Origin of the sequence: Bradyrhizobium australiense, from assembly GCF_013114825.1 — a bacterium.
Classification (GTDB): domain Bacteria; phylum Pseudomonadota; class Alphaproteobacteria; order Rhizobiales; family Xanthobacteraceae; genus Bradyrhizobium; species Bradyrhizobium australiense.
The window spans coordinates 83,802-108,015 of sequence record NZ_JAAVLX010000009.1 but is presented as its reverse complement, the minus strand read 5'-3'; the positions used below and the strand labels follow the sequence as shown (position 1 = coordinate 108,015).

Below are 24,214 nucleotides of genomic sequence, written 5' to 3'. Positions count from 1 at the left end.
GGCCATTTGTTGCGGACGATTTAGCCGAGCACGTCCTGATTGATCACGTTCTGGCGCAAGGGAACGCCGTCCAATACGCTCAGAATGTTGCGGGCGGTCTGCTCGCTCATCCGGTCCACGGCTTCCACCGTGACACCCGCGACATGCGGCGCCATGATAACGTTCGGCAGGGCGAGCAGCGCCTGACCGGCCGGCGGCGGCTCCTGCTCGAAGACGTCGAGGCCGGCGCCGGCAAGCTTGCCGGACACCAGCGCGGCATGCAGCGCGGCCTCGTCGACAATTCCGCCGCGCGCCGTGTTGATGAGATAAGCGGTCGGCTTCATCCGCTTCAGCCTGTCGGCATTGAACATGCCGACGGTCTCCAGATTCTTGGGGCAATGGATGCTGACGAAGTCGGCGCGCGGCAGCGCCGCGTTGAGATCGGCGACCGGTTCGCAGCCGGCGGCCTTGATGTCGGCGGCGGGCTTATAGGGGTCGAAAACCAGGACGTTCATTTCCATCGCGAGGCAGCGTCTGGCGGTGCGAGTGCCAATGCGCCCGAAACCTACGATCAGGACCGTCTTGCCGAAAAGGTCATACGGCAACATCCCGAGCCTATCAGCCCATTTGTCGTCCCTGACCAGCGAATGCATTTCCGTTGCACGCTTGGCGAGCGTCAGCATCATGAACAGCGCGTGTTCGGCAACCGATGGCGAATTGGCGGTGCCGGCCACCATCAGCGGCACCTTGCGGCGGCTCAGCGCGGGAACATCGACGGCGTCGAACCCGACGCCTATCCGCGTCACCACCAGCATGTCTTTCGAGGCTTCCAGCTCGGGCTCGCCGAAGCGGGTGCCGCCGAGGGCGACGCCGTGTACCGGCGCATGTTCCTTCAACTTGGCTTCGAAATCCTTCTGCGGAATCATGTTGGGAAATTCGACAAGTTCGATGTCGTCTCGCGCGTGAAGTAGCGCTCTTCCCTGCTGTGACATCGATTCCGTAATGAAGATTTTCTTCTTGTTGGTAGCCATTTCCTGCCCTTGGGTCTCACAATTGCGCCGTCAAAGGACGACGCCGGTCACCTCGTTTAGCAGGTGCATATTGTTGAGGTCCACAGCCAATCGAAGGGGCGCGCCATCCTGCGCGCCGGCATTGGGATTGACCCGGCCGCAGACCTGCGAGCCTTCCAGCGTAAAGTAGATCAGCGTCTCCATTCCCATCGGCTCGGTGACGTCGAGCACCGCGTCGAAAGCCTCCACGCCGGGTGCAAGATGCGGCCGGGCCTCGGTAATATGCTCTGGCCGCAGCCCCAGCAGCAGTTTATCGCTGCGCGGCACGCCCTGATAGCGGGCGGCGCGGGCCGGCGGCAGCGGGAAGGTGGTGCGGTCGGTCAACCGGACGTGCAACTTGCCGGCGAGATCCTCCAGCCGGCATGGGATGAAATTCATAGCTGGCGAGCCGATGAAGCTGGCGACGAATTTCGTTGCCGGCTTGTGATAGAGCTCGTTCGGCGTGCCGATCTGCTCGATCCGGCCATGGTTCATCACCACCACGCGGTCGGCCAGCGTCATCGCCTCGACCTGATCGTGGGTCACGTAGACCGTCGTGGTGCGGACCTTCTGGTGCACCTTCTTGATCTCGATCCGCATCTGTACGCGGAGCTTGGCGTCGAGGTTGGACAGCGGCTCGTCGAACAGAAACACCTTCGGGTTACGCACGATGGCGCGGCCCATCGCGACGCGCTGGCGCTGGCCGCCGGATAATTGCTTCGGTTTGCGGTCGACGAGTTCGACGATGTCGAGCATGCGCGCGGCCTCGTCGACCCGGCTCTTGATCTCGGCCTTCGGATAGCGCTTCAAGCGCAGGCCGAATGACATGTTCTCCGCAACCGTCATGTGCGGATAGAGCGCGTAGTTCTGGAACACCATCGCGATATCGCGATCCTTTGGCGGTACGTCGTTAACGACGTCGCCTCCGATCATGATGTCGCCGTCGGAGATATCTTCCAGGCCGGCGATCATCCGCAGCGTGGTCGACTTGCCGCAGCCCGACGGCCCCACCAGCACGACAAACTCATGGTCGGCGATATCGAGATCGATGCCGCGCACCGCCTCGACCTCGTCATAGCGCTTAATAACCTTACGCAACGTCACGTCAGCCATGAGATCAACCCTTTGTCGCACCGGCGGTCAGTCCGGCAATGTAATAGTCCATCAGGAACGCGTAGATAATGAGCGGCGGGGCCGCGCCGAGCAGGGCGCCAGTCATGATCTGTCCCCAATTGAACACGTCGCCCTTGATAAGCGTCGTGATGATGCCGACCGGCAGCACCAGCTGGTCAGTGGAGGTGGTGAACACCAGCGGATAGAGGAATTGCGCCCATGACACGGTGAACGCGAAGATGGTTGCCGCGATCAGACCGGGCATCGCGACTGGAATGAAGATGCGCGTCAACGTCTGAAACCACGACGCGCCATCGATGATGGCAGCCTCGTCGAGCTCCTTGGGGATGGATGCGAAGTAACCGATCATGATCCAGGTGCAGAACGGCACCGTGAGCGTCGGATAGACGATCAGAAGCACATACCATCGGTTGATCAGCGGAATCCCGGTCCAATCGCCAAACGCCGCAAACATCTTGAAGAGCGGCAGAAACAACAGCGTATCTGGGATCAGGTAGGTCAGGAACACGCCGGTCGCGAGCGTCGCCGACCCCCAGAACCGCATGCGAGACAGCGCGAAAGCCGCTGGCACGCTTATCAGCATCGTGATCGTCACCACCACGATCGATACCCACGCCGAGTTCCAGAAGAACGTCAGGAATTGATTCGATGTCAGAAGCTCGATGTAGTTCGACAGCGTCGGATGAAATACCCACCAAGGATTCGTTGCCGCCGAAATCTCGGCGCTGCTCTTAAGCGAGGTGATCAGCATATAGAGTGGCGGTACCAGCGAGAAGATCGCGAATACGATAAGAAAGAAGTACGACCAGCGCAGCGCCCAGGCCCGGTCGCGGCTCATGCTGCCATATTTGACTTTGCGGGTTGGCGCACCCTTGTCGATTACAACTGTACTGGCCATCAGGCTTCATTCCCGCGTTTGTTGATGTCACGGAGGATGAAGATCGCCGCGATCGCAAGTATCGGAAACATGAACAGCGAGACACTGGCGCCGAGCGGGATGTCCCCGCCCTCGATGCCAAGGCGGAAGGCCCAGGTCGCGAAGATATGCGTATGATCCAGCGGGCCACCGGCGGTCAGGATGCGGACGATATCGAAGTTCGCGAAGGTCACGATCAGCGAGAATAGCGTCGTGATCGCGATGATGTTGCGCATCATCGGCAGCGTCACGTACCAGATCCGTTGCCACCAATTGGCGCCGTCGATCGCCGCCGCCTCATAAAGCTGCTCGGGCACCGACTTCAGTGAGGCCAGGTACATGATCATGAAGAATGGCGCACCAAACCAGACGTTGACCAGGATGACCGAAAAACGTGCCCAGGCCGCATCGCCGGTCCAGGGGATTGGACCGATGCCGAAGAACGAAAGGGTATAGTTAAAGGCACTGTAGGAGGGGTCGAACAGCCACAGCCAGGCGAGCGTGCTCATCGCCGGCGGAATGACCCACGGTACCAGCAGCATTCCGCGCCACTTGCGTTGACCCTTGGCCGGAATGTTGTGGACAAAGTGCGCGACAATAAAGCCGATCAGCGCCTTGAAGGCCACAGCCGTGATCGCGAAGATGCAGGATTGCTGTACGACCAGCCAAAATGTCTGGCGCTTGAACAGGAACTCAAAATTGCCGAAACCAACGAAGCGCTGCATCGACTTGTTCAGGGTTGCCAGATGTAGCGAATAGAAAGCCGGATAAAGAACCAGAATTGCGATCAGGAGAATAAGTGGCAGGGTCATCAGGAAAGCCGCAGTGGACTTTCGCTTCATCGCCGCTCGCAGACTGGTGCGCTTTCGCGTCCCAGCACCAGCAACGCGACTCGATTGAAATGTGACATCGACCATGACGCATCGTCCTCGCGGGATGTATCACCGAGAAGCCCGCGCCTGCAGGCCCCCTGGTGTGCTGATGCAGTAATGAACCCGCGCCGCGGCGGTGCACTCGAATGGCCGCCGCGGCGAAATCCTTCGCTTCAACTCCGCATGAAGCCTTCGCACTCACCTTCTGCCCAGGCTAGCGTGCTTTCCATCTTTTCCCCCTGACCGTGGCGCAGGCACATTTTGGTCAACGTGGCCTGCACATAGATCTGCTGGGCCACCTTCGGCGGGGCCGGCGACGCAGCGATCGACAAGATCTGATGGTTGTACGGATTGGGGTAGTGATAGAGCGTGCCCTTTGGCGGCGCTTCCTCGGCCCAGGTCTTCAGCGTCGTGAGTTTCTCGTATGCCGGCAGGTCGTATCCGCCGCTGGCTGCAACGAGTTTCTCAATCGAGGTCGGCTGCGAAAGGTGCGTAATGAGGCTCTTCGCGGCTGCCTTGTTCTTGGAGAAGTTCCACACCGCCAGAAAGTAGGGTAGATGCGGTGCAAAGCGGCCCTTCGGTCCCTTCGGAAAACCGTGCGTCCAGCACTGTTCGGCGATCTGCGGCGCATCGCGCTTGGCGACAGCCCATGCGCTCGGCGGGTTCATGATCAAGGCACCTTTGCCGGACACTAACCACCTGTTGTTTGAGGCATCGTCCCATGCCCCGGCGTCAGGCGGCAGGAAGGCGATCAGTTTCTTGTAGTATTCGAGCGCCTGCCGCACCTCGTCGGTCTTGACCGTCAGGTTGCCCTTGGCATCGACAAGCTGCGCTCCGAACGACTGGAAGATCGCGCCTGCCGTGTCGACGGAGTCCGAAGTTTCGCCCAGGCCGATTCCGAAGGGAACGCCGCCCTTGTGGCAGGCTTCCGCGGCCTTCAGGAATGTCTCCATCGTCCAATTGTCCGCTTTGGGCTGGGAGCCCGCCGGATACATCTCTTGCACGTCGATATTGGCGAATTTCTTCATGAGGTCGATGCGGCTGCAGGGCCCTTTGATCTGGCTGCCGATGCAGAACGGCACAGCATGCCATTTGCCATCGAGTTGGCCGAGATATTTCACGGTGTCGTTGACCGCGCCGTTCTGTGCAATCAGCGGCGTCATGACGTCGTTCATCGGCTCGAGCAGCTCGGTTTGGGCGTGCGGCCACCAGGTCGGCATTGCCAGGATGTCGTGCCCGGATTTGGCCTGCGCCTCGGCTGCGATCGTGATCTCGTTCTTCCTGCCGTTGCTGGTGATGTAGTCGATCTTGACTTCGACCTTCTCCTTCTCGGCCCATTCATTGACGAGATCGGTTGAGGCCTTATTGGCGCCAGGAACCCAGTGGTCCCAGAGGCCGATCGACAACGTGCCGGCGGCGTAGGCGCCGCGCACATAGGGCGCGGTGATGAGGGCTGCGGATGATAGCGCTGTCGCAGCAACGAATTGTCGGCGAGAAAGCTTCCTGCGTGACATGGCGTTTCCTCTTTGCTGAGCCAGATTTTGCTTCTTGTTTTTTGTCCTCGTCTGACGTCGACCGCAAAGACGGCTGGCCAGCGAAGATTTAGTAGTTGGATCAGACCAGAATTGTTTGCATCTGTCGAGAAAACAGAGCGGCCGCCGTCATTGAACTAACGTTGCGTGGAAATTCCGGGCAGCCGGAGCGACGATGCCAGTCGTTGGGATCGTAAATAATGGGCGCGGGCATATTGCGCCGCACACTCTAGTTTTCGATTCCTGTGGCGATGGTGCGCGATTGCGCCGCGGTCAAGCCGTGGCGCGCGTAACTCCTTCGCTGCGAAAGATGTTTCTGTCGTGGAACCCGCCGGCGCAACGGTGGACGAGTTCGGGGCCGAAACGATAGTTTAGGCTGAGAAGGATTCTCGGCAGCCCAGAGCGACTGCGCGTGCCGAATTTCTCGATCGCTATGGAGACCCGATAAATGATCCGTCGTTTGCAAATTGCACGAATGCGTTTTGCGCTTGGCGCCGTCGCCATGCTGGCTTTTGAGGCGCCTGCGCCCGCGAACGCGCAAGGGTTGGTGCAGGGCGTGCAGCAAGGAGCGCGCGAGGGCAACAAGGCTGCGGGGCCGGTCGGCGGCGTGCTGGGCGGAGCGATCGGCGGCGTCGTCGGGGTGGTCACGGGTGTCACCGGCGTTCTGACCGGGGGCAACAATAACAAGGGCGGACAGGTACCTGCGACAAAGGATGCCAAGCAAGGCGAGGCATCCAAGCAGGGTGAAACGTCGAAGCCGTCCAAGGGGACCAAGGCGACCAAGACTGCGAAGCAGCAGCAACAGCAACCGGCCGTCCTGACCCAGGCCGGTGCGCCGCAACTGACGGCCGAACAGATCGTCGCCAACAGCGACGCCAATATCGAGCGGATCAAGAAGGAGCTAGATCTCACGCCCGAGCAGGAGAAGCACTGGGCTGCGTTCAACAGTGCGATGCACTATCTCGGTCATAACGGCGCCGACCGGCTCAACCTGCGTGTTGCGCGCGCCAAGCGCGATCCTCCCGACGACATCATCGAGCAGATGCGCAATGAGGCCCAATTTCTCAATGATCGCGCCGTCGATCAGCGCAACGTGGCCGATGCCGCCGAGCCGCTGTTTGCCAGCCTGAACGACAAGCAAAAGGCGGTCTTCATTCAGGAAATGGTCAACCTGAGCCACGAGCGTGGGCTCGATTAGGCGGATCGGCTGGACGAATAGCCGGGCACGCATGCCCTGGGGTAGGTGGAAAGGCGCGGCACCCGGCTATTCTGCCGCAGCGGCGCGGCTCCTCCAATCTCATTGCAATGATGAAGAAAACCGGACGAACTCGCGCCTTAGTCGTGACTGACTTGCGGCGTTGTCGGGAACTTCATTCTTTGACGGGCGGTGTTGCTCCGCAACATCATGTGCGTCCCGGCGTCGCAGCATCGCGGTCGGTCTGGACGCAGGCGATCGAGGTCGGGCATGCGCCGCAAGGGCTAAGCTTTCCGAAAGTTCAGTTCGACGCCGACGCCATCGGGATCATGGAGGAAGAACTGGGTATCGCCGGTGCGCGGCACGATGCTTTCGCGGAATTTGACGCCTTTCGACTGCAGGCGCCGGCGCATGCCCTCGACATCGGTGGCGGCAAAGGCGATATGTCAAGCCGGCCGGTATCTTCATACTTCTTCTCGGTGCCGCGGACGACGATGCCCTCGCGCGGCTTCCGTCTGCCCATCAGGTGCACCGTGGCCGTTCCGCCGGAATAGAGCCAATAGCCGGGACAATCGAGCGGCGGCCGGTCGCCATTCTCCAGCCCGAGCACATCGCAATAGAAATCCTCGGTGCGCTCGAGATCGGCGGGCTCCATGGTGTAGTGCTGTAGTCCGCCAAGTCCCATGGTCGCTCTCCCTAAACAAAGCTGAGGTCCGTATCGACACCCATCATCCAGGCGCCGACGGTCTCAAAATGCCTGAGCTGGCCTTGCAACTGCTGGGTCACGGTATGGATGTCGCGGAACCGGCGCTCCAGCGGATGGTTCTCGAAGATCGCCGTGGCGCCTGCGGCATTGTAGGCAAAGTCGACCGCCTCGCGCGCCTTGTGGATGGCATGGGTCGAGGCCATCCGGATGTTCATGCGCTGCGCGACCGTGATGGTGGCGCCCGCGGTGAGATCCTTCCAGGTGTCGGCCATCGATTGCAACACGTAGCCCCGCGCGGCCCGGAGATTGACTTCCGCCTGGGCGAGGTTGCACTGGACCACGGCATTGTCCCGCAAGGAAATCTTCGCGCCACGCGGCACCTTGTTGCGCATTGTATCGACGAAGTTGTCGAGGGCGGTGCGGGCGATGCCGCAGGCGACACCGGCAAAGCCGACCTGATAGCAGGTGTGGTTGCTCATGCGGTAGAGCGGGCCGCGCTCGCGGCATTCCCGGTCGAACTCACGCGTAATCGAATGGTCCGCGCGCACGAAGAAGTCGTTGAGCGCGAACTGATCGCTGGCGGTGCCGCGCAAGCCCACGGTATTCCAGATGTCGGTCCACTCGACGTCTTCAGCGCGTACCAGCATGGTGCGCTCGAGCGGAGCTCCATTGGCGTCGTATCTGCGCGAACCGTCGGCGGCGTAAATCGGGCAGTGCGCGCCGAGCCAGGTCGCATGTCGGCCGCCAGATGCAAAGGACCATACGCCGGTTACCCTGTAGCCGCCTTCGCATTCGACCGCGCGAACCTTGGGGCCGGGCCCCCATGCCAATACCGCGCGCGGATCGCCGAATATCGCCTGCGCCACTGGCAGATCGAGATAGGCCGCCGACATCGCGCAACCACCGGCCTGGCTGAGGCACCAGGCGGTGGAAGCATCGGCTTTGGCAATGGTTTCGATGACGTGAAAAAAAGTCACCGGATCGGTCTCGATCCCGTTGGTTGAGCGAGGCAGCAACAGACGAAACAATTGCGCGTCATGCAGCTTGTCGAGCAGTACGGGCGGGAGCCGGCGCGCGGTCTCGATATCGTCGGAAACTGCCGCGACGTCAGCACGTATGGCCTCGGCCCGGGCGATTACTGACTGGTCGCCCGCGAGATCGGCAGAGTTTGCAATCAGTGTATCCAAGGCCATGCCCGCCGGTTATCGCGTTCGCGTGCCAGTTATCAGTGGATAAGGCTATCGCGCCATCGTCGCGATCGGCAAGTCCATAGCGAGGCGGAGCATATCTGCGAATATGCGATTTGGGATTTCGTGCCGCTCTGCACAATGGGGCGCGGCAATCGCGTGGACTGCGTGAAACGATTTTAACCCGTCGGCTGACGACGCCTGTTCCGGCCGTTCGGCGAACGCTGCGGCACACGTGTCCGACTTTGTTTAAGGTTTTGCGCTAGCCTTGCGGCTTGGCCGGAATCGATCCGAGGCGGGACGGACGGAATGGAAGAGAGGCGAAAATTTCCGCGAACGGAGATGGAGGAGCCTGCCTATGTTTCGTCGGGCGGTTCCGTGATGCGCTGCGTGGTGCGGAACATCTCGCGCGAGGGCGCGGCAATCGATGTCGACAACCAGGCCTTCGTCCCGCGGCATTTTCGTCTGGTGATGGCCAAGGATCCCTCGATTGTGCATGAATGCCGGGTAGCATGGATCCAGAAGAATCGTGTCGGCCTGACCTTCATCAAGATCGCGAATGCCGATGTTGCGGAAGAATCGCAATGCGGAGACGGACGATAGGCGTTCTACTCGATCCTTAGCTTAGCATCGCGCACCACTTTGCCCCATTTATCTATCTCCAACTTGATGCGCGCGCCGAACTGGTCTGGCGTGTTCGCGACCGGCTTGAAGCCGAGCACGGTGAGACGCTCCTTCACATCCGGCTGTGCGACGATCCTGGCGATCTCGCGGTAGAGCAAATCGACGATTTCTTGCGGTGTCCCTGCGGGGGCGACGATCCCGGTGAGCGTATCGGCCTCCTGATCCTTCACGCCCTGTTCGGCGAAGGTCGGCACGTCGGGCAGGCCTGCGGCCCGTTCGCTCGAAGCCACGCCGAGCGCGCGCAATTGTCCGCTCTGCACCGCCGAGAGAGCCGGCGGCAGCGCTGTAAAGGCAATCGGCGTGTGCCCTCCGACCGTCGCCTGAATGGCCGGGGCAGCGCCCGTGAAAGGGACGTGGACCAAGTCCAGCTTGAAAGCCAGCCGGAACAGCTCGCCGCCCAGATGCGGTGTCGATCCGACGCCGGGGCCGGCAAAACTGTATTTGGCGGGATTGTCCCTGACGAGCTGCACCAGTTCCGGCAGCGTTTTGGCCGGCACCTGCGGGTTGACCACCACGACATTCGGAGAAACCGCGACCAGCGTCACCGGCGCGAAATCCTTGACCGGATCATATGGCACCTTGGCATAGAGGCTGGGATTGACGACGAAACCGGTGCTGATCGCCATGATAGTGTAGCCATCCGGCGTCGCGCGCGCGACCTGGCCTGCCGCGGTATTACCGCCGGCGCCGCCGATGTTCTCGACGAAGAACTGCTGGCCGAGATTGTCGGAGAGCTTCTGCGCCACGATCCGGGCGATGGCATCGGTGGGTCCTCCGGCGGGAAAGCCGACCACGACGCGCACCGGTCTGCTCGGATAGTTTTGCGCCAATGGCGCCACGACGCCGGACAGCAGCCACGCGGCTGCCAACAATACCCGCAAAGCCGCGGCCATGGCGGTCTCCCCAATATGTTTGTTGGAGCCATCATCGGCGAGGCGGCGACGCCGGACAAGAGCTATTGCGACCGCCTGCGGCCGTTACTTCTTCAACAGCGGCTTGAGCCGTGCTTCCAGCTCCTCGAACGACATCGCGCCGTGCAGCCGCACTCCGTTGAGAAAGAATGTCGGCGTCGATGTGACCTTCAATTCCTTATAGGCGTATTGCTGGTCGGCGGTAAGCTTGTCGAATTGTGCCTGATCTTGCTCGCAGGCCTCGACTTCCTGCTCGGTCATTCCGTGCAGTTTGCCGACATAGATCAGCATATCCTTGGCCTTCGCCATCAGGCGTTCCTGCAGTTTGAACAGGGTCTCGACTGCGCTGAGGTATTTTTCGGAATCGCCCTTGCCGGCGCAGCGCGCCAGTATCGAAGCTGCGGCGGCCTTGATGTCGAGCGGAAATTCGCGGAATACGAAGCGTACCTTGCCGGTGTCGATAAATTTCGAACGCAGCATCGGAAAGACATTCTGGCCGAAAGCCGCGCAATGCGGACAGCTCATCGAAGAATATTCGGTGATGGTCACCGGCGCCTTCGCGGATCCGATGGCGATGTCGGGGAGGGATACCGGTTTGGCGACGTCGGCGGCAATCGCGCTTTGCGCCAACGCGGAGCCCGCAAAGGCGAGCGAGAAGGCACCGCTTGCCGGGAACCTGCGCCGGCACCGGACGCCGCAAGGTGCTGGTCGCGCGTGGCAGCTATCACAGCGCGCTGCCATGGTGCTCGCCGAGCATTGCGGGCGTGACCGCCGAGGACCGCGCGCATCTTGTGCACTTCGAGTACAATGATGTGCAAAGCCTGCGGGCGGCGGTCGAGGAAGCGGGCAGGGGATCTCGCTGCGATTCTGGTGACAGCCTTCCGCCATGACATGGGGGCGTGATCTCGAACTGCCGACGAGGGAACTGGCGGCAGCCGCGGGCGGCATGCGACGCGGCTGACGCCGCATTGATCATCGACGAAGTGCGCGCCGGCCTGCGTCTCGATACCAGGGAGCTGGGAAGCGCTCGGCGTGCGTCCAGACCTCTGCGCCTGGAGCAAGGCGATCGAGGCGCTGCACGCGGCCTCGCACGGCTGTCCGCGAATTGGAAGCGAGGTCCAATCGAGAGGTCGTCGGCATCGACCTGGGCCAATTCGGACTTGTGAGCATCAAATAAAAATGCCCCGTAAACTAGCCGGTACGCCTGCCCTGACAACGAGCGCGGCAGAACAGCCGATCGCCGGCACCACGCAGGCCGCGAGGCTTCGATTTACGTCGCGGTTTGCTCATCACGCAACACGGTTCCATGCGTGCTTGCCGGGGGCGGGCGTATAGCAGGCCGGATGTTCGAACTCGTCATGGCCCGCCAGATGCATGACCTCGACGCAATCGGCATTGAGGCGTTCGTTGTCGACCAACCGCTCCGCCAACACCAGCGCCTGCGAGGGGCCGACCGATTGCACTTCGATCTGGCGTTGCAGGCACTTGAAGCTGTGGCCGTCGGAATTACAGAGGTCCTTGTAGAAGGAGACGCGATAATTGTTCATCTTGCACTCCCATCCTTCCGGCATCCTGTCGCCCAGCTTACTCTCAGGCGTCCATGTCCGCCAGCCGCTGGCGGTTGCGCAGCACGATTTGATGTGCGCTCGAAAACACCAGAATGCCCTGGTCGCTGAGCTGCGAAAGCGCCCGCGAAACGGTTTCCAGCGTCAGGCCGAGACAGTCGCCGATGCGCGGCGGCACATCGGCAGGGCCACCATGCCCGCCCTGGTGAGCCTGCGATCCACTTCCAGCAGGAAAGTGGCAGCTTTTTCCATTGCAGTCTTGCGGCCCAGAAGCGGCATGTCATCCTCGGCCCGGAGATCGCTTGCGGTCATGGTCCAGAGGTTATGGGCGACCTCGACATTCGATCCGGCGGGGCTTCCAGGCTGCGGCGCTTCACCAGACGGGCGGTGGTGTCGGCGATCCCTTCAGCGGTCAGGCGGTGGGTCGAACCGGCATCGAGGCCGAACACGTCGCCGGGCAGATGGAACGCGCCGATCTGGCGCCGTCGGTCGCTGAGCAGCTTGTAGATGCGAACTGCACCGCGGACTACCTGGTAGACATACAACGAGGGCTCGCCCTCGCCGTAGATTTCCTCGTCTTTCCGGTAGGAAAACTCGCTGGCAAGCCCCCCGCGCAGGTCGCGATCACGCTGAACTGGTCGATGGCCGGAACATTCTGGGCGCGTAGGGTAGGGTAAGCTCTGCCGGGACCGCCGGGGCGGTGATCGTCTGGGTGAGCATTTTGCATCTCCTCGATGCGGGATGGCATTGGTGTATCGAGGATGCCGCCTGTCGTGGGCGATTACATTGTTCGATTGCCCCGTCACCAATCCCTGCATCACCTGGCGTCCGTGCTGGGTAAGGCTGGCGACGCGAGCAGCCATGTCGGCCGACAACGCCTCGCTTTTCGACCCGCTTTCGCTCTGCGCTAGGACGGTCTCGACCAGGCCAATCAGCCGGTCGTCCTCGAATGGTTTTTCAAGAAAATCGAGTGCTCCGAGCTTCATCAACGGTGGACCACCGGATGAAGAGTCTGCCCGTGCTTGACGCCGAGCAGCGGTTGGTCGGGATCATCGCGCGGGAGGACATCATGCGCGCCTTGACCGAGAGCGCGCGCAGGTAGGTCGTTCCTCTGGCGGGAAGTGCCGGCGCACCTGACCCGCTTTGCCGCGTCGCGCGTCTTCGAACGATTCCAAATTCGCTGTGATCGTGATGACGGACCTGGTCATAATCTGATGGGCGCGCATTTGGCGATCTCCTGTTCCATGCTGTCAAGAAATGGCAGAACGCCGCAGCTGGCGCAGCGCTCCCGACGTAGCCATGTTAGGGAAAGTTCGCACGGGTTCGATTGACGAGGATCAAGCGTCACCCGTTCGCAGCGGATAGACTGCATACACTGCGTGAGGATATCGAACGAAATGCACGCCATGGTCCTGAAAGCGCCCGGCGCGCCATTGCGGTTTGAGCTGCGCGAGGATCCGGTACCCGGGACCGGCGAAGTGCGTGTTACGGTCGGCGCCTGCGGCGTATGCCGGACCGATTTGCACGTTGTCGACGGAGAATTGCCTGACATTGCCTATCCAATCGTTCCCGGCCACGAGGTGGTCGGTCGGGTGGAAGCTGTTGGTCCCGGCGTGACGTCTCCTAGGATCGGCGAAAGGGTCGGCGTTCCCTGGCTCGGTTATACCTGCGGTGAATGTCCTTACTGTCGGAGCGGCCGCGAAAACCTTTGCGATCGCCCGCGCTTCACCGGTTACACGCGCGACGGCGGCTTTGCCACGCACCTGGTCGCGGATGGCAGGTATTGCTTTCCGCTCGGCGAGGCCGACGACGACGTCGCTGTCGCTCCTCTGCTGTGCGCAGGCCTGATCGGTTGGCGCTCGCTGGTGATGGCGGGCGATGGAAAGCATCTCGGCATCTTCGGCTTTGGTGCGGCCGGTCACATCATCGCGCAGGTGGCTCGCTGGCAGGGGCGTTCGGTCTATGCATTCACCCGTTCGGGCGACGTCGCGGCGCAGCGCCTTGCAATATCGCTCGGCGCCGAATGGACCGGCGGGTCGGAGGACCGGCCTCCGGCGCCGCTCGACGCAGCTATCATCTACGCGCCGGTGGGCTCCCTGGTGCCATTGGCGTTGCGCGCGGTGCGCAAAGGCGGGCGCGTGGTCTGCGCCGGCATTCACATGTCGGACATTTCCTCGTTCCCTTATCATTTGCTCTGGCAGGAGCGGCAGCTTGTGTCGGTCGCCAATCTTACGCGAAACGACGGCATCGCGTTTTTCAAGGTCGCGGCGCAAGCCGGCATCAGGACGCACACCAGCGTGTTTCCGTTGCAGGAAGCGAATGAAGTCCTCTCGAAGCTGCGCGCCGGGCAGATCACCGGGGCCGCCGTGCTGCAGCCATGACTGTGCGACCGCCCGCCGACGCTGCCGCAGCGGAGGCTGACAACCAGCAGCACGTGCTCGATTTCCTCGATAGTTCCAGCTTTGGCCCGGCGGGGGGCGGTAAGCGGATCGATACCCACGCCTCCATAGTTTTTCTCGGAGCTGATCGGGCATTGAAGATTAAGCGTGCCGTGCGTTTGCCGTTCCTGGATTACTCGACATTGGAGAAGCGCAAGAATGCCTGCGAGGAGGAATTGAAGGTCAACGCCGGCAACGCTCCCCAGCTCTACCGACGCGTTGTTCCCATCACGCGCAATTCCGATGGCGACCTCGAAATCGGCGGCTCAGGCACCGCGGTCGAATGGGCGGTCGAAATGACGCGGTTCGACGAGAAGCAGTCGCTCGACCGTATCGCTGCATCGAAGACGATCGATCCATCGCTTGCGACGGCCGTGGCCGATGCGGTTCTGCGGTCCCACGACCGGGCGCCGCGCGACGACGGCAAAGGTTGGCTTGCCTCCATCCTACCCATCATCGACCGCAATACCGTAAAGTTTCGAACCGTGCGCGGACTTGATTCCGCTGCCATCGAGCAACTCGATGCCGCCAGCCGCGGTGCTGTAACGACATTACAGCCGCTGCTCAGAGAGCGCGCCGGCCAGGGGTTCGTGCGCCGTTGCCACGGCGACCTACATCTTGCCAACGTTGCATTGGTGGACGGCAAGCCCCTGCTGTTCGATGCCATCGAATTCAATCCGGTCATCGCCACGACGGATATTCTCTACGATTTTGCATTTACGCTGATGGATCTGATTCATTTCAATCAAAGCGCGGCGGCAAACGCGGTGTTCAATGGTTACCTTGCGCAGGCGGGGGAAAAAGATTTTGACGGCCTGCGCCTGCTGCCGCTGTTCTTGTCGATGCGGGCAGCGATCCGCGCACATGTGCTGTTCGTGAAGAGCGAACATGCCGGAGAGAGCGACGCAGTGTGGCAAGAGGCAAAGCGCTACTTCGATCTGGCTGGACGTCTCATTGCGCCCAAGCCGCCGATACTGGTGGCGATCGGCGGGTTGTCGGGGACGGGGAAGTCGGTGCTTGCACGCGGACTCGCAGGTCTGATTGAGCCTCCACCCGGGGCGCTCATCGTGCGCTCGGATGTCGTCCGCAAGTGCCTGTTAGGTACTAGCGAAACCACCGCTCTGCCGGAATCTGCCTATCAGTCTGATACGACGGAGCGAGTATACGCCGCGCTTTCGAGCACTGCGCAACGTGTGCTCATCCAAGGCTGTTCGGTTGCGCTCGATGCCGCCTATCTGCAGGAGGCGGAACGGACGGAAATCGAGAGTCTCGCGGCCACACACAGCGCGCGCTTCGTCGGCCTTTTTCTGACGACCGATCTTGCGACGCGGCTGGCGCGGATCGAGCAGCGCAAGGGCGATGCGTCCGATGCGACACGGAGTGTCGCCCTGAAGCAGGAGACTTTCGCAATCGGCGCGGTAAAATGGCATATGATCGATGCCTCGGGGACACCGGAACAGTCGCTGTGCAATGCCCGCGTTTTCCTGCCTTTGGTGCCGGACCAGCCTCGACCATGAGTGGCCGTCCAACCAGAACTTCCGGCCTGCACAAGACCTCTGCGGCGAGTCTCGATTGTGCAGCCGCATTCCAGGCGATCGCGCTCGACTGCGTCGCGGCTATGAAGGCCCAGCATAGCAGCGCATGCGCCGGCGATGCCGAGGCAGTGCATCAGATCCGCGTCGCGATCACACGGTTGCGCGCCGCTGTGGCGTTCTTCGCGCCGATCGTGGTCGATGCGGAATGGCTGCGTCTGAAAAAGGAAATCGCCTGGCTGAATGGCTCGCTCGGCGCCGCGCGCGACAGCGACGTCCTTGTCGAATATGCGCGCCGCAAGCGTTACCGCTCCTGGGCGGAGCACATCATTAGGCAGGTCGATCAGTGCCAGACGCGGGATCACCGTCGCCTGGTTCGCAGTCTGCGCTCCGTTCGGACGCAGCGCCTGATCTCGGCAGTCGCAGACTGGATCAGACAGGGAGCGTGGCTAGCGCGGTGCAAGCGGAATAAGGAGGCGGAGGCTCTGCAATTCTATTGCGCTCGCGAACTCAACCGTTGGCACGAACGCTTGATCCGCAAGGGACGCCGCCTGAAGGCGCTGGGAGCGTCGCGCCGTCACCGGCTGCGGATCAAGGTCAAACGCTTCCGCTACATGCTGGAAGGGCTCACGGGAATCGTAGCGCTGTGGAGCCGCGGCGAATTGCTTCACCTGCACCGGCCGGCAAAGCGACTGCAACGCGCATTGGGCGACCTCCGCGACCTCAAGCGTTTCGCTGGCCTTGCCAGTGGGTTGCGACAGGCCGAAAGCCGTAAACGGAGTAAGGCGTACCCGCCGGACTATCGCCGTCGAAGGGAAAAGCTGGTCGGCGTCGCCGTCGCGTCTTATCGTGAGCTAAGCCACGCCAGAGCCTGCTGACGGCATCGTTCGCAGCGCTCTCGCCGGACATTGTCCGAGTTTGACTTGCTTCAACTTCCGTCGTCCGCCAGCCAGCTACTTTGCTGGCAGCAACCCGCGGCGCGGGGCCGTAAGCCAGAGATCGGGGCCAAGTTCGCCAACATCGCCTGCAGCACCAGGACCTTCACGGCGATTCCCGCTGAAGCCGCCTTGCGGCCCGTGCGGTGCGCGATGCGATACCACGTCTGATGGCTGCGAAGGCGTGACCATAATTGCGGTCAACGAGGAAGCAGGTAAAGCATCCTCGGACCCACTCGTCAGCCATTTGGCCCGGCGCGGCATCGCAGCGCGGGTCCAAAGGCTGACGGCGGATCGCGGCAACGTCCAAGGCACCAGTTTGTCGATTGCGGCCGAAAGCAATATTGGGCTCCTGGTGATGGGCGGGTACGGCCATTCGCGCCTGCAGGAACGAATTCTCGGCGGCGTCACGCGGGGCATGTTCGGCTCGATGAGCGTCCCGCGCTGATGTCGGATTGATCCCTGGTGGGCAGGGGGATGTGACCTTTCGTTTCCGTGAGTTCCTTGTCGCGTCTCCTTGTGACGAGGCCTGCGGTCGCAATAACGCCAGTTTGATGCACCTCAATGTTCGGTCCAAAGCCGAATCGCTTTCGGTGGAAATTCAGAAATCGGAGATTGTCATGTCAGAGTTGTCTGAGCGGGCCGCTTCCGGTTCATTTCCAACAGCCGCAAATCCAGAAGCGGAAGCCGCCAAACTGAACCAGGGCGCGCTGGAGTTCATGCTCGGTGCGCAGAAGATGATGTTGGAGGAACTGGTGTTTCTCGGCGACGAGATGCTGGAGCGAACGCGGACTGAGATGCATCTGCCCACGGAATTCGTCCCGAAAATGGCGGGCGCGCATTCCGTGAAAGACCTCCAGACGACAGGTGATCACGACCACGTCAAACCTGATCAGCGGCCGTTCGCTGAACTGATCGGCTTCCAGTCGCGGATGTGTGCTCGCGCGCGGAACGGGCGAGCGTCCTTCGCTTCAAGCGACAGTTCGTCTTGGCCGATGCGCATGGGCATTAGTTCGCCACTAATCCCGGCGGGCTTTGATCTGTCTCAACTGTGAGTTGGCTGCCAATGACAGAAAAGGCGAGGCCGGATTGCCACCGGGCCGCGACCGTGCCGGGTTATCGTGTCGCTCGGAACACTTTGCGTGAGATACTGTTCACAAGTGGCCGCGGCCTGCCGGATACAAACGCCTGATGTCCACGTATCGTCTGAACAATCTGCTTTCGCCGCATTCCGTCGCGCTGGTAGGGGCAAGTCCGCGCCACAGCTCGGTAGGCCGTGCCATTCTCAACAATATCCGCAAGGCCCAGTTCAAGGGCGAATTCGGCCTCGTCAATCCGCGCTATCATGAGATCGACGGCGTCGCGGCCGCGGATAGTATCGCAAAACTGTCTTTTGCGCCGGAACTCGTTGTCCTCACTGCGCCCGCCCGCACCATCGCAGGCCTCACAGATGTGGCGGGTCGGCGCGGCGCGGCCGGCGCCATCATTGTCAGTGCTGGGCTCGGCCACGGTCCGGGCTCGCTGGCGGAAGCAGCGGAACGCGCCGCGCAAAAATACGGCATGCGGCTGATCGGCCCGAATTGCCTGGGCATCATGAAGCCTGGCGTCAGTCTCAATGCGAGCTTTTCCGCACATATGCCGGCCGCGGGCCATTTAGCGCTCATCTCGCAGTCCGGCGCCATTGCCGCCGGCATGGTGGATTGGGCGGCTCAGCGGGCCGTCGGTTTTTCCGGCATTGTTTCGATCGGCGACCAGCTTGACGTCGATATCGCCGATCTGCTCGATTACTTCGCGCTGGATGAAAAGACCCACGCCATCCTGCTTTACATCGAGGCGATCAAGGATGCCCGCAAGTTCATGTCGGCCGCACGCGCCGCCGCCAGAATAAAACCGGTCGTCGTCGTCAAGTCAGGCCGGATGGCGCAAGGCGCACGGGCCGCTGCAACCCATACAGGCGCGCTGGCCGGAGCTGATGCGGTCTACGACGCTGCGTTCCAGCGCGCCGGTATCCTGCGCGTATCGGATCTTCGCGAATTGTTCGACTGCGCCGAGACGCTCGCGCGGGTCAAATCGCCGCCGGGAAAGCGGCTCGGGATCCTGACCAATGGCGGCGGCATCGGTGTGCTGGCAGTCGACCGGCTGGTCGAGCTCGGCGGTATTCCTGCGGCTCTCTCGTCGGCGATCCGCGAGAAGCTAGACGCTGTTTTGCCGCCGACATGGTCGAAATCGAACCCCGTCGATATCATCGGCGATGCCGATCCCGTGCGCTATGGCGCAGCGCTCGAATCGTTGCTGGTGGATCCCGAAAACGACGCCGTGCTTGTCATGAACGTACAGACGGCAATCGCGCGCGCCGACGAAATCGCCGTGGCCGTGACCGCGGTGGTGCAGAAATATCGGGCCGGGCAGCGCGCGTCGCCGAAGCCCGTTCTCGCGGTCTGGGTCGGCGCAGAGCCGTCGATCGGCGATCTCTTGAGCGGAGCCGGCATTCCCAATTATCCGACCGAAGACGACGCCGTGCGCGGCTTCATGCATCTGGTCCGCCATCGCGAGGCGGTGGAAGCGCTGGCGCAGGTTCCGCCCGCCATGCCGAGCGAATTCGCTCCCGATGTCGATACCGCGCGGCAGATCGTTGCTGCGGCGCTGGCCGACGGCCGTTCCTGGCTCGATCCGATCGAAGTCAAGCGGTTGCTCGATGCCTACGATATCGCGGCCGTGCCGACCTTCGCTGCCGCCGATGCCGAAGAGGCGGTCGCGCATGCGAATGCAATCTTCGCGCAGGGCGCGACGGTGGTTCTCAAGATCATGTCGCGCGACATCGTACACAAATCCGATGTCGGTGGGGCCGTGCTCAATCTCACCAGCGCCGATGCGGTGCGCAAGGCGACCGCCGAGATTCTCGCGCGGGCAAGATCGCTGCGGCCGGAGGCGCGCATATCGGGTGTGATGGTGCAGGCGATGGTGGTGGGGACGAAGGCGCGCGAGCTCATTCTCGGTGTCGCCGACGATCCGACCTTCGGTACCGTCGTCGTGTTCGGCCGTGGCGGAACGGCGGTCGAGATCATCAACGACAAGGCTTTGGCGCTGCCGCCGCTCGACCTGCAACTGGCGCACAGCCTGATCGAACGTACCCGCGTCTCGCGGCTGTTGCGTGCCTATCGCGACGTGCCGGCGGTGAAGCAGGATGCTGTCGCGATGGTTCTGGTCAAGCTTGCGCAGATGGCTGCCGATATCCCCGAAATTCGCGGGCTCGACATCAATCCGCTGCTGGCCGATGAAGCAGGTGTGCTCGCCGTCGATGCGCGCGTCGCGATCGGGCGCGCGGAACGAAAGTTTCGCGGTTCGGGTCCTGCCAATTTCGCCGTGCGGCCGTATCCTTCGCAATGGCAGCGTCACATCGAGGTCAAGGACGGCTGGCGCGTGTTCGTTCGCCCGATCCGGCCGGAGGACGAGCCAGCGATCCACGAGATGTTAAAGCATGTCACAATGCAGGACCTGCGGCTGCGGTTCTTCGCGCCTATGAAGGAATTTTCCCATGAATTCATCGCCCGCCTGACCCAACTCGATTATGCCCGGGCGATGGCCTTTGTCGCATTCGACGAGGCGAGCAACGAACCGGTCGGCGTCGTCCGAATCCATTCGGACTCGATCTACGAGAGCGGCGAATACGCCATTCTCCTGAGATCGGATCTCAAGGGCAGGGGGCTCGGCTGGACCCTGATGCAGATGATCATCGAATATGCGAAATCGGAAGGGTTGAAAGCGATCTCCGGCGACGTCCTGACCGAGAACACGGTCATGCTCGCGATGTGCCGCAGCCTTGGCTTCGAGGTGAAATCGGACCCACAGGAGCACGATATCTGCAACGTCAGGCTGGCGCTTTTGAACCAAGCCTGATGCACAAGAGCCAGAGCAACAGCTATTATGCCAGCCACAGAGCAAAGCTCGGCCATGGTGATTCACGTCTTTCCAGTGCGGCGGGCCGCAAAGGATACCTTTTCTATGGCTTCGAATCTCATCATTGCCACCCCCGTGGACAGAACAGCGAGTCCTTCAGCTGAACTGCTTCAAGGTTTGTTCGACCAGACAACTGCAGAGGCAAAAGTTGCTCGAGCCATAGCCGAGGCGAAGACCTTAGAAAGAAATCGCAAGTCGGCAGAATGTGGGCGTTGAGACCGTGAGGAGTCAGCTGAAAGAAGTATTCGCAAAGACCGGAACGACGCGACAGGTGAACCTTGGGCGCTTGTTGACTGGCTTGGCTCTGCCGAGTGGTGACCAAGAATAATCGTCTGGCCTACGACAAAGTCGAGGCGACCAGGTTCTTTACGACCTACCCGGTTGCGCTTCCTCTCTAAATTCGAGCATTAGGGCCGCCGTCGCAGTTGGTGGCCACAAGTCCTTAACCCCGGGCCGCTTAGAGAATTGACCAATCGCGGAGGTCATCAGACCGCGGAAGTAATGAGGAGAGCCGTCGCTGTCTCAATCCAGCGGCGGCCTTTTTTCGTGCCGCCGGTTCACACCGGCGGTCTCTTCTTTGGCGTCCGTCGCGGAACTTGGACGGTTCAACTCGGTTAGAACGGACGGTCTTTCCGGACCGGAACTCGTTTGAGGGGAGATTTACAATGCGCGCATTGATCATTCCCGTGGCCGCAATAGCGCTGGCACTGTCAGCAGCCGGCGGCATAGCACAAACTGGCGGCGCCAGCGGCACCGGCGGTGGTGCAGCTGCGAAGTCAGGCTCCGATGCAACCGCGCCGACGGCCACCACAAGCCCAAGGGCCGCGATGGCAAAGGCTACGGCCAAAGGCAAAAAGAAAAAGAAGGCGAAGAAGGCATATTAACGAGTCCGCGTGATCGGGTACCTCAAAAGATCCGATTGCACACCTAAAGAGCAGGTACGACGTAATCTGCCAGCTGCTACAACGATGTGCCGAAGACTTCGGCACAGGAGACGCTTCACCTACGGCCCCAGTCGCTCGAGCCCGCTGGGGCCGTATTTTAGATGGCGGGCCCTCAGGTCCAAAACCGTCCGCCGAACCCACGGTGCCAAGCTGCGGTTTCGGCGCTGATCAGGAGGAACACCTGCGAACGATTAAGTACAGGCTTTCCGGGCAAGACGCTAAAATTGCTGTGCGTTCCGAACGATCGCGAACAACGGAGAACATCATACTGGCGGAAGGGGTGTCCGGTCAACACGATTGAAATCATTGGCAAATTTACCATGCAGAATTACAAACCCACGGTCTCAACTACGGGCAGAGCAGGGCGACTCTCGTCTTTTGAATGACTTTATCCGGAGGCCGGCTACTGCAAACATCAAGCGATGTAGCGGCCCCAGAAAATCACGTTCGGAGAGATGCGCGGGTCTGGCGTGTTGGGCGTCGTTGTGTTCTGCGGCGACTACCGTTGCGGCCACTCGATCGCGCTGTAAGGCGTGCGGCAAGCGTGGCGCCGACGTTCGACCGAGCTTCCCTATGCGAGCATGGGCGCCTGATAAGACGGCCCTGGCGCGGGGCTTGGGGGCTGTGGGGGCGCCAGAGCCGTCCCTACTCAAGATGGACCCTTACGAGTGCCGAGTCATCCTACCGGGATAAAACGGCAAAAAGCGTGCGATGCCCGGGCGCTCACAGTAACGGTTAAATCCAGGCTCCCGCGGAAAGAGAATCTCGTTCCGTCCTGCAATCTGTTCTTGAAATGCGCTTATCTTAATTCACGATGGCTAGGCGCACCTGATCTGGCGCAGCCCTTGCCCCGCCCCGGTCGCCTCGGTTTGGATGTCCCGGGGCGAGGAAATGGCAGAGCACAGATCGGGCTGGAGCCGTGAGTTTGACGAGTCCATCGAGCTGCCGGACGGGCGGACGCTCGTCTACTTCCGGGACGCAGCAACCTACATGCTGAACCTGTCTCCTAAGGAACGTCGCCTACCGGCATGGCAAGCCGCGGCGGAAGCCCTGCTGCTCGTCGTCGAACTCGGCGGCCCGACCATGTTCGCCAGGATCGGCGTCATGCGCGCGCTAAACCGGCAGCATGTTCGCGAGTTCAATCCGAAGGGAAAAGAGCCGCACTGGGGTCGGCCACATCAAGGTGTTTGCCAATCTGGATGCCGCGGAGAAATGGTTCGAGGAAAACGATCCGGAGGGCGTTGTTTTCGAGTATGAGGTTCTGGAATGAACCGCATTGGCCGGCGCACCGCCATTGCCATGCTGTTGATCGTAGCGTTCGCCGTGGAAACATGGCCCATCGATCGCTTGCGGCCATATGAGCGCAATTCGCGCCGGCACGCGCCCGAGCAAATCGAGCAGATCGCGGCGTCGATCCGGCAATGGGGCTGGACCATGCCGATATTGGCGGCCGATGACGGCACGGTGCTCGCCGGGCACGGCCGATTGGCCGCCGGCAAACTGCTGGGGTTTACCGAGGTTCCGGTCATCGTCGCGCTCGGATGGACCGAGCAGCAAAAGCGCGCCTACGTCATCGCCGACAATCGGCTCACGGATGCCAGCGATTAGGACGAGGAGACCTTGCGACTCGAACTATCCGATCTCGTCGATGTCGAATTTAACATCGCGCTGACCGGCAGCAGTGAGAACGAGCTATCAAGCTTTCCGTCGGCGTTTCCGAGCTCGAGCCGGAATTGCCGGAAGGCGATCGGTCGCCCTATCGCGACATGACGTTCATTCCAATCGCCAGGGCGACCACGCCGCGCGATGCGAACAACCCGAATAAATCGCCGCAAGGCAATGCGCTCGCCGCGATCTGCGCCGAATATCTAGGGCGCATTAAGCGAGATTGAGCGATGCGCGAGCGAGGCGCAGCCTTGCAACGAAGCATGCAAAGCTAAACCCCGATTTTCACCTCTTGCCGTTTTGGTCGGGCACTCTTGAGTTTTGACCCGAGCTCAAGGCCAAGAGCATCGGCAATCTCCTCGGGCGTGCCTTTGATGGTGCGTTTTCGAATTTTATTCCCGCGCAACTCCTTCGGGACTATGACGCGGCGTTTCCACGCATTTTGAAGGGCTTCCGCACACGCCACTAAATCTCCGGCGAGCGTCACATGCGGGTTCTTTGGAGGCTTCGGCGGGCTAAAACCAGTCCCTGTAAATACCGTGCCGTCACACTTCACCTGCCACATGCATCCCCACGAACCGCAAATGCAGGAATACGCGCACGCGCTGGGATATCTAATGGTAACGGAGCCGCATTTTTCCACGTTCTCAACCATTTATCGCTCCTGTCTGAAAGTTCTCGTGCAATAAAAAGGGAGATCGGAAGTGTCCCTCTTGGTATCACAAGCAGCGGTCTAGACATTTGGACTCTGCCGGTTTCCCGCAAAGACAAATGAGTAAATCACACAGCCATGGGACAGGCTAAGGATATCCGCACATCGAATGGGTGATCTCATTCGCCGAAGGAAACCGCGCTGCTCTTCGCTGGCGGCTCGTGGTCCATAATCGGCGAGGCCGCTGACGTTCGTCGATCCGGCGAGCGCAACAAGATCATTGCCGCGCTGGAGGACCACGGCTCACCAATGAAGCCTGCCGAGATCGCCGCGGCACCCGGTGAACCAGGAGGGAATGTCC

The 24,214-nt window shown here is 61.3% G+C and carries 23 protein-coding genes and 3 pseudogenes; 14 read left to right on the top strand and 12 right to left on the bottom strand.

The window, feature by feature from the left end; translation table 11 throughout:
- Window positions 1–20: 20 nt before the first annotated feature.
- The 5 genes from HCN58_RS26370 to HCN58_RS26350 all read right to left on the bottom strand — a co-directional run bounded on the left by HCN58_RS26370 (window position 21) and on the right by HCN58_RS26350 (window position 5,464).
- On the bottom strand, window positions 21–1,010 hold the full coding sequence (locus tag HCN58_RS26370; protein ID WP_171582286.1) for a hydroxyacid dehydrogenase: 990 nt from the start codon (window positions 1,008–1,010) through the stop codon (window positions 21–23).
- Between the two features lie 30 nt (window positions 1,011–1,040).
- Window positions 1,041–2,141, bottom strand: coding sequence for an ABC transporter ATP-binding protein (locus HCN58_RS26365; protein ID WP_171582285.1), 1,101 nt, complete (start codon window positions 2,139–2,141; stop codon window positions 1,041–1,043).
- 4 nt (window positions 2,142–2,145) lie between these two features.
- Window positions 2,146–3,060, bottom strand: a complete 915-nt coding sequence (locus HCN58_RS26360) for a carbohydrate ABC transporter permease (RefSeq protein ID WP_171582284.1) — start codon at window positions 3,058–3,060, stop codon at window positions 2,146–2,148.
- Window positions 3,060–3,995 (bottom strand): carbohydrate ABC transporter permease, encoded by a 936-nt coding sequence (locus tag HCN58_RS26355; protein WP_171582283.1) that lies wholly within the window; start codon window positions 3,993–3,995, stop codon window positions 3,060–3,062. Before HCN58_RS26355 ends, HCN58_RS26360 begins: the two co-directional genes overlap by 1 nt.
- A 128-nt stretch (window positions 3,996–4,123) precedes the next feature.
- Window positions 4,124–5,464 (bottom strand): ABC transporter substrate-binding protein, encoded by a 1,341-nt coding sequence (locus HCN58_RS26350; RefSeq protein WP_171582282.1) that lies wholly within the window; start codon window positions 5,462–5,464, stop codon window positions 4,124–4,126.
- Window positions 5,465–5,930: 466 nt separating this feature from the next.
- On the opposite strand from HCN58_RS26350, the gene HCN58_RS26345 reads away from it, so the two are divergent.
- Window positions 5,931–6,680: a Spy/CpxP family protein refolding chaperone gene (locus HCN58_RS26345; RefSeq protein WP_171582281.1), complete on the top strand. Its 750-nt coding sequence runs from the start codon at window positions 5,931–5,933 to the stop codon at window positions 6,678–6,680.
- Window positions 6,681–6,961: 281 nt separating this feature from the next.
- Here HCN58_RS26345 and HCN58_RS37510 read toward each other — a convergent pair whose 3' ends face one another.
- Both HCN58_RS37510 and HCN58_RS26335 read right to left on the bottom strand, forming a co-directional pair.
- Window positions 6,962–7,090 carry a VOC family protein gene (locus HCN58_RS37510; RefSeq protein WP_376701222.1) on the bottom strand — a complete coding sequence of 43 codons (129 nt, stop codon included), beginning with the start codon at window positions 7,088–7,090 and terminating at the stop codon, window positions 6,962–6,964.
- Window positions 7,091–7,373: 283 nt separating this feature from the next.
- Window positions 7,374–8,576 (bottom strand): acyl-CoA dehydrogenase family protein, encoded by a 1,203-nt coding sequence (locus HCN58_RS26335; protein WP_171582279.1) that lies wholly within the window; start codon window positions 8,574–8,576, stop codon window positions 7,374–7,376.
- Between the two features lie 303 nt (window positions 8,577–8,879).
- Here HCN58_RS26335 and HCN58_RS26330 point away from each other — a divergent pair, with 303 nt between their 5' ends.
- A complete protein-coding gene (locus HCN58_RS26330) occupies window positions 8,880–9,173 on the top strand; it encodes a PilZ domain-containing protein (protein ID WP_171582278.1) in 294 nt (97 codons plus the stop codon).
- Window positions 9,174–9,178: 5 nt separating this feature from the next.
- Here HCN58_RS26330 and HCN58_RS26325 read toward each other — a convergent pair whose 3' ends face one another.
- Together HCN58_RS26325 and HCN58_RS26320 are read right to left on the bottom strand one after the other, a co-directional pair.
- Window positions 9,179–10,147, bottom strand: a complete 969-nt coding sequence (locus HCN58_RS26325) for a Bug family tripartite tricarboxylate transporter substrate binding protein (protein WP_171582277.1) — start codon at window positions 10,145–10,147, stop codon at window positions 9,179–9,181.
- Between the two features lie 84 nt (window positions 10,148–10,231).
- Window positions 10,232–10,795 (bottom strand): DsbA family protein, encoded by a 564-nt coding sequence (locus tag HCN58_RS26320; RefSeq protein WP_235983905.1) that lies wholly within the window; start codon window positions 10,793–10,795, stop codon window positions 10,232–10,234.
- A 56-nt stretch (window positions 10,796–10,851) separates the two neighbouring features.
- Between HCN58_RS26320 and HCN58_RS26315 the strand changes: the two are divergent.
- A pseudogene (locus tag HCN58_RS26315) lies at window positions 10,852–11,233 on the top strand (aminotransferase class III-fold pyridoxal phosphate-dependent enzyme); the annotation flags it as partial.
- 221 nt (window positions 11,234–11,454) lie between these two features.
- Here HCN58_RS26315 and HCN58_RS26310 read toward each other — a convergent pair.
- Together HCN58_RS26310 and HCN58_RS26305 are read right to left on the bottom strand one after the other, a co-directional pair.
- Complete coding sequence (locus tag HCN58_RS26310) at window positions 11,455–11,712, bottom strand: hypothetical protein (protein ID WP_171582275.1); 258 nt, start codon at window positions 11,710–11,712, stop codon at window positions 11,455–11,457.
- A 43-nt stretch (window positions 11,713–11,755) separates the two neighbouring features.
- Window positions 11,756–12,450: pseudogene (locus HCN58_RS26305) on the bottom strand (helix-turn-helix domain-containing protein).
- A gap of 271 nt (window positions 12,451–12,721) precedes the next feature.
- Here HCN58_RS26305 and HCN58_RS26300 point away from each other — a divergent pair.
- From HCN58_RS26300 to HCN58_RS35355, 11 genes and pseudogenes are all read left to right on the top strand, one after another.
- Window positions 12,722–12,832 (top strand): annotated as a pseudogene (locus tag HCN58_RS26300) (CBS domain-containing protein); the annotation flags it as partial.
- A 295-nt stretch (window positions 12,833–13,127) separates the two neighbouring features.
- Window positions 13,128–14,111, top strand: coding sequence for a zinc-dependent alcohol dehydrogenase family protein (locus tag HCN58_RS26295; protein WP_171582274.1), 984 nt, complete (start codon window positions 13,128–13,130; stop codon window positions 14,109–14,111).
- The gene (locus HCN58_RS26290) at window positions 14,108–15,685 is read left to right on the top strand and encodes a bifunctional aminoglycoside phosphotransferase/ATP-binding protein (protein WP_171582273.1); all 1,578 of its coding nucleotides are present in this window, start codon (window positions 14,108–14,110) and stop codon (window positions 15,683–15,685) included. Before HCN58_RS26295 ends, HCN58_RS26290 begins: the two co-directional genes overlap by 4 nt.
- Window positions 15,682–16,578, top strand: coding sequence for a CHAD domain-containing protein (locus HCN58_RS26285; protein WP_171582272.1), 897 nt, complete (start codon window positions 15,682–15,684; stop codon window positions 16,576–16,578). Before HCN58_RS26290 ends, HCN58_RS26285 begins: the two co-directional genes overlap by 4 nt.
- Before the next feature lie 241 nt (window positions 16,579–16,819).
- Window positions 16,820–17,083, top strand: coding sequence for a putative universal stress family protein (locus tag HCN58_RS26280; protein WP_171582271.1), 264 nt, complete (start codon window positions 16,820–16,822; stop codon window positions 17,081–17,083).
- Between the two features lie 31 nt (window positions 17,084–17,114).
- Complete coding sequence (locus tag HCN58_RS26275) at window positions 17,115–17,690, top strand: hypothetical protein (protein ID WP_171582270.1); 576 nt, start codon at window positions 17,115–17,117, stop codon at window positions 17,688–17,690.
- Between the two features lie 136 nt (window positions 17,691–17,826).
- Window positions 17,827–20,532 (top strand): bifunctional acetate--CoA ligase family protein/GNAT family N-acetyltransferase, encoded by a 2,706-nt coding sequence (locus HCN58_RS26270; protein ID WP_171582269.1) that lies wholly within the window; start codon window positions 17,827–17,829, stop codon window positions 20,530–20,532.
- 725 nt (window positions 20,533–21,257) lie between these two features.
- Window positions 21,258–21,476: a hypothetical protein gene (locus tag HCN58_RS26265; RefSeq protein WP_171582268.1), complete on the top strand. Its 219-nt coding sequence runs from the start codon at window positions 21,258–21,260 to the stop codon at window positions 21,474–21,476.
- A 951-nt stretch (window positions 21,477–22,427) separates the two neighbouring features.
- The gene (locus HCN58_RS36110) at window positions 22,428–22,793 is read left to right on the top strand and encodes a hypothetical protein (protein ID WP_235983904.1); all 366 of its coding nucleotides are present in this window, start codon (window positions 22,428–22,430) and stop codon (window positions 22,791–22,793) included.
- 9 nt (window positions 22,794–22,802) lie between these two features.
- Window positions 22,803–23,144 carry a ParB/Srx family N-terminal domain-containing protein gene (locus tag HCN58_RS26255; protein WP_171582267.1) on the top strand — a complete coding sequence of 114 codons (342 nt, stop codon included), beginning with the start codon at window positions 22,803–22,805 and terminating at the stop codon, window positions 23,142–23,144.
- 125 nt (window positions 23,145–23,269) lie between these two features.
- Window positions 23,270–23,428, top strand: a complete 159-nt coding sequence (locus tag HCN58_RS35355) for a hypothetical protein (RefSeq protein ID WP_210266157.1) — start codon at window positions 23,270–23,272, stop codon at window positions 23,426–23,428.
- 44 nt (window positions 23,429–23,472) lie between these two features.
- On the opposite strand, the gene HCN58_RS26250 is transcribed toward HCN58_RS35355, so the two are convergent.
- Window positions 23,473–23,856, bottom strand: a complete 384-nt coding sequence (locus HCN58_RS26250; RefSeq protein WP_171582266.1) for a hypothetical protein — start codon at window positions 23,854–23,856, stop codon at window positions 23,473–23,475.
- Window positions 23,857–24,214 lie beyond the last annotated feature (358 nt).

Coding starts and splice junctions, on each gene's coding strand:
- HCN58_RS26370 (WP_171582286.1), bottom strand. CDS start 1,010: ATGGCTACCAACAAGAAGAAAATCTTCATTACGGAATCGATGTCACAG.
- HCN58_RS26365 (WP_171582285.1), bottom strand. CDS start 2,141: ATGGCTGACGTGACGTTGCGTAAGGTTATTAAGCGCTATGACGAGGTC.
- HCN58_RS26360 (WP_171582284.1), bottom strand. CDS start 3,060: ATGGCCAGTACAGTTGTAATCGACAAGGGTGCGCCAACCCGCAAAGTC.
- HCN58_RS26355 (WP_171582283.1), bottom strand. CDS start 3,995: ATGGTCGATGTCACATTTCAATCGAGTCGCGTTGCTGGTGCTGGGACG.
- HCN58_RS26350 (WP_171582282.1), bottom strand. CDS start 5,464: ATGTCACGCAGGAAGCTTTCTCGCCGACAATTCGTTGCTGCGACAGCG.
- HCN58_RS26345 (WP_171582281.1), top strand. CDS start 5,931: ATGATCCGTCGTTTGCAAATTGCACGAATGCGTTTTGCGCTTGGCGCC.
- HCN58_RS37510 (WP_376701222.1), bottom strand. CDS start 7,090: ATGCGCCGGCGCCTGCAGTCGAAAGGCGTCAAATTCCGCGAAAGCATC.
- HCN58_RS26335 (WP_171582279.1), bottom strand. CDS start 8,576: ATGGCCTTGGATACACTGATTGCAAACTCTGCCGATCTCGCGGGCGAC.
- HCN58_RS26330 (WP_171582278.1), top strand. CDS start 8,880: ATGGAAGAGAGGCGAAAATTTCCGCGAACGGAGATGGAGGAGCCTGCC.
- HCN58_RS26325 (WP_171582277.1), bottom strand. CDS start 10,147: ATGGCCGCGGCTTTGCGGGTATTGTTGGCAGCCGCGTGGCTGCTGTCC.
- HCN58_RS26310 (WP_171582275.1), bottom strand. CDS start 11,712: ATGAACAATTATCGCGTCTCCTTCTACAAGGACCTCTGTAATTCCGAC.
- HCN58_RS26295 (WP_171582274.1), top strand. CDS start 13,128: ATGCACGCCATGGTCCTGAAAGCGCCCGGCGCGCCATTGCGGTTTGAG.
- HCN58_RS26290 (WP_171582273.1), top strand. CDS start 14,108: ATGACTGTGCGACCGCCCGCCGACGCTGCCGCAGCGGAGGCTGACAAC.
- HCN58_RS26285 (WP_171582272.1), top strand. CDS start 15,682: ATGAGTGGCCGTCCAACCAGAACTTCCGGCCTGCACAAGACCTCTGCG.
- HCN58_RS26270 (WP_171582269.1), top strand. CDS start 17,827: ATGTCCACGTATCGTCTGAACAATCTGCTTTCGCCGCATTCCGTCGCG.
- HCN58_RS26265 (WP_171582268.1), top strand. CDS start 21,258: ATGCGCGCATTGATCATTCCCGTGGCCGCAATAGCGCTGGCACTGTCA.
- HCN58_RS36110 (WP_235983904.1), top strand. CDS start 22,428: ATGGCAGAGCACAGATCGGGCTGGAGCCGTGAGTTTGACGAGTCCATC.
- HCN58_RS26255 (WP_171582267.1), top strand. CDS start 22,803: ATGAACCGCATTGGCCGGCGCACCGCCATTGCCATGCTGTTGATCGTA.
- HCN58_RS26250 (WP_171582266.1), bottom strand. CDS start 23,856: ATGGTTGAGAACGTGGAAAAATGCGGCTCCGTTACCATTAGATATCCC.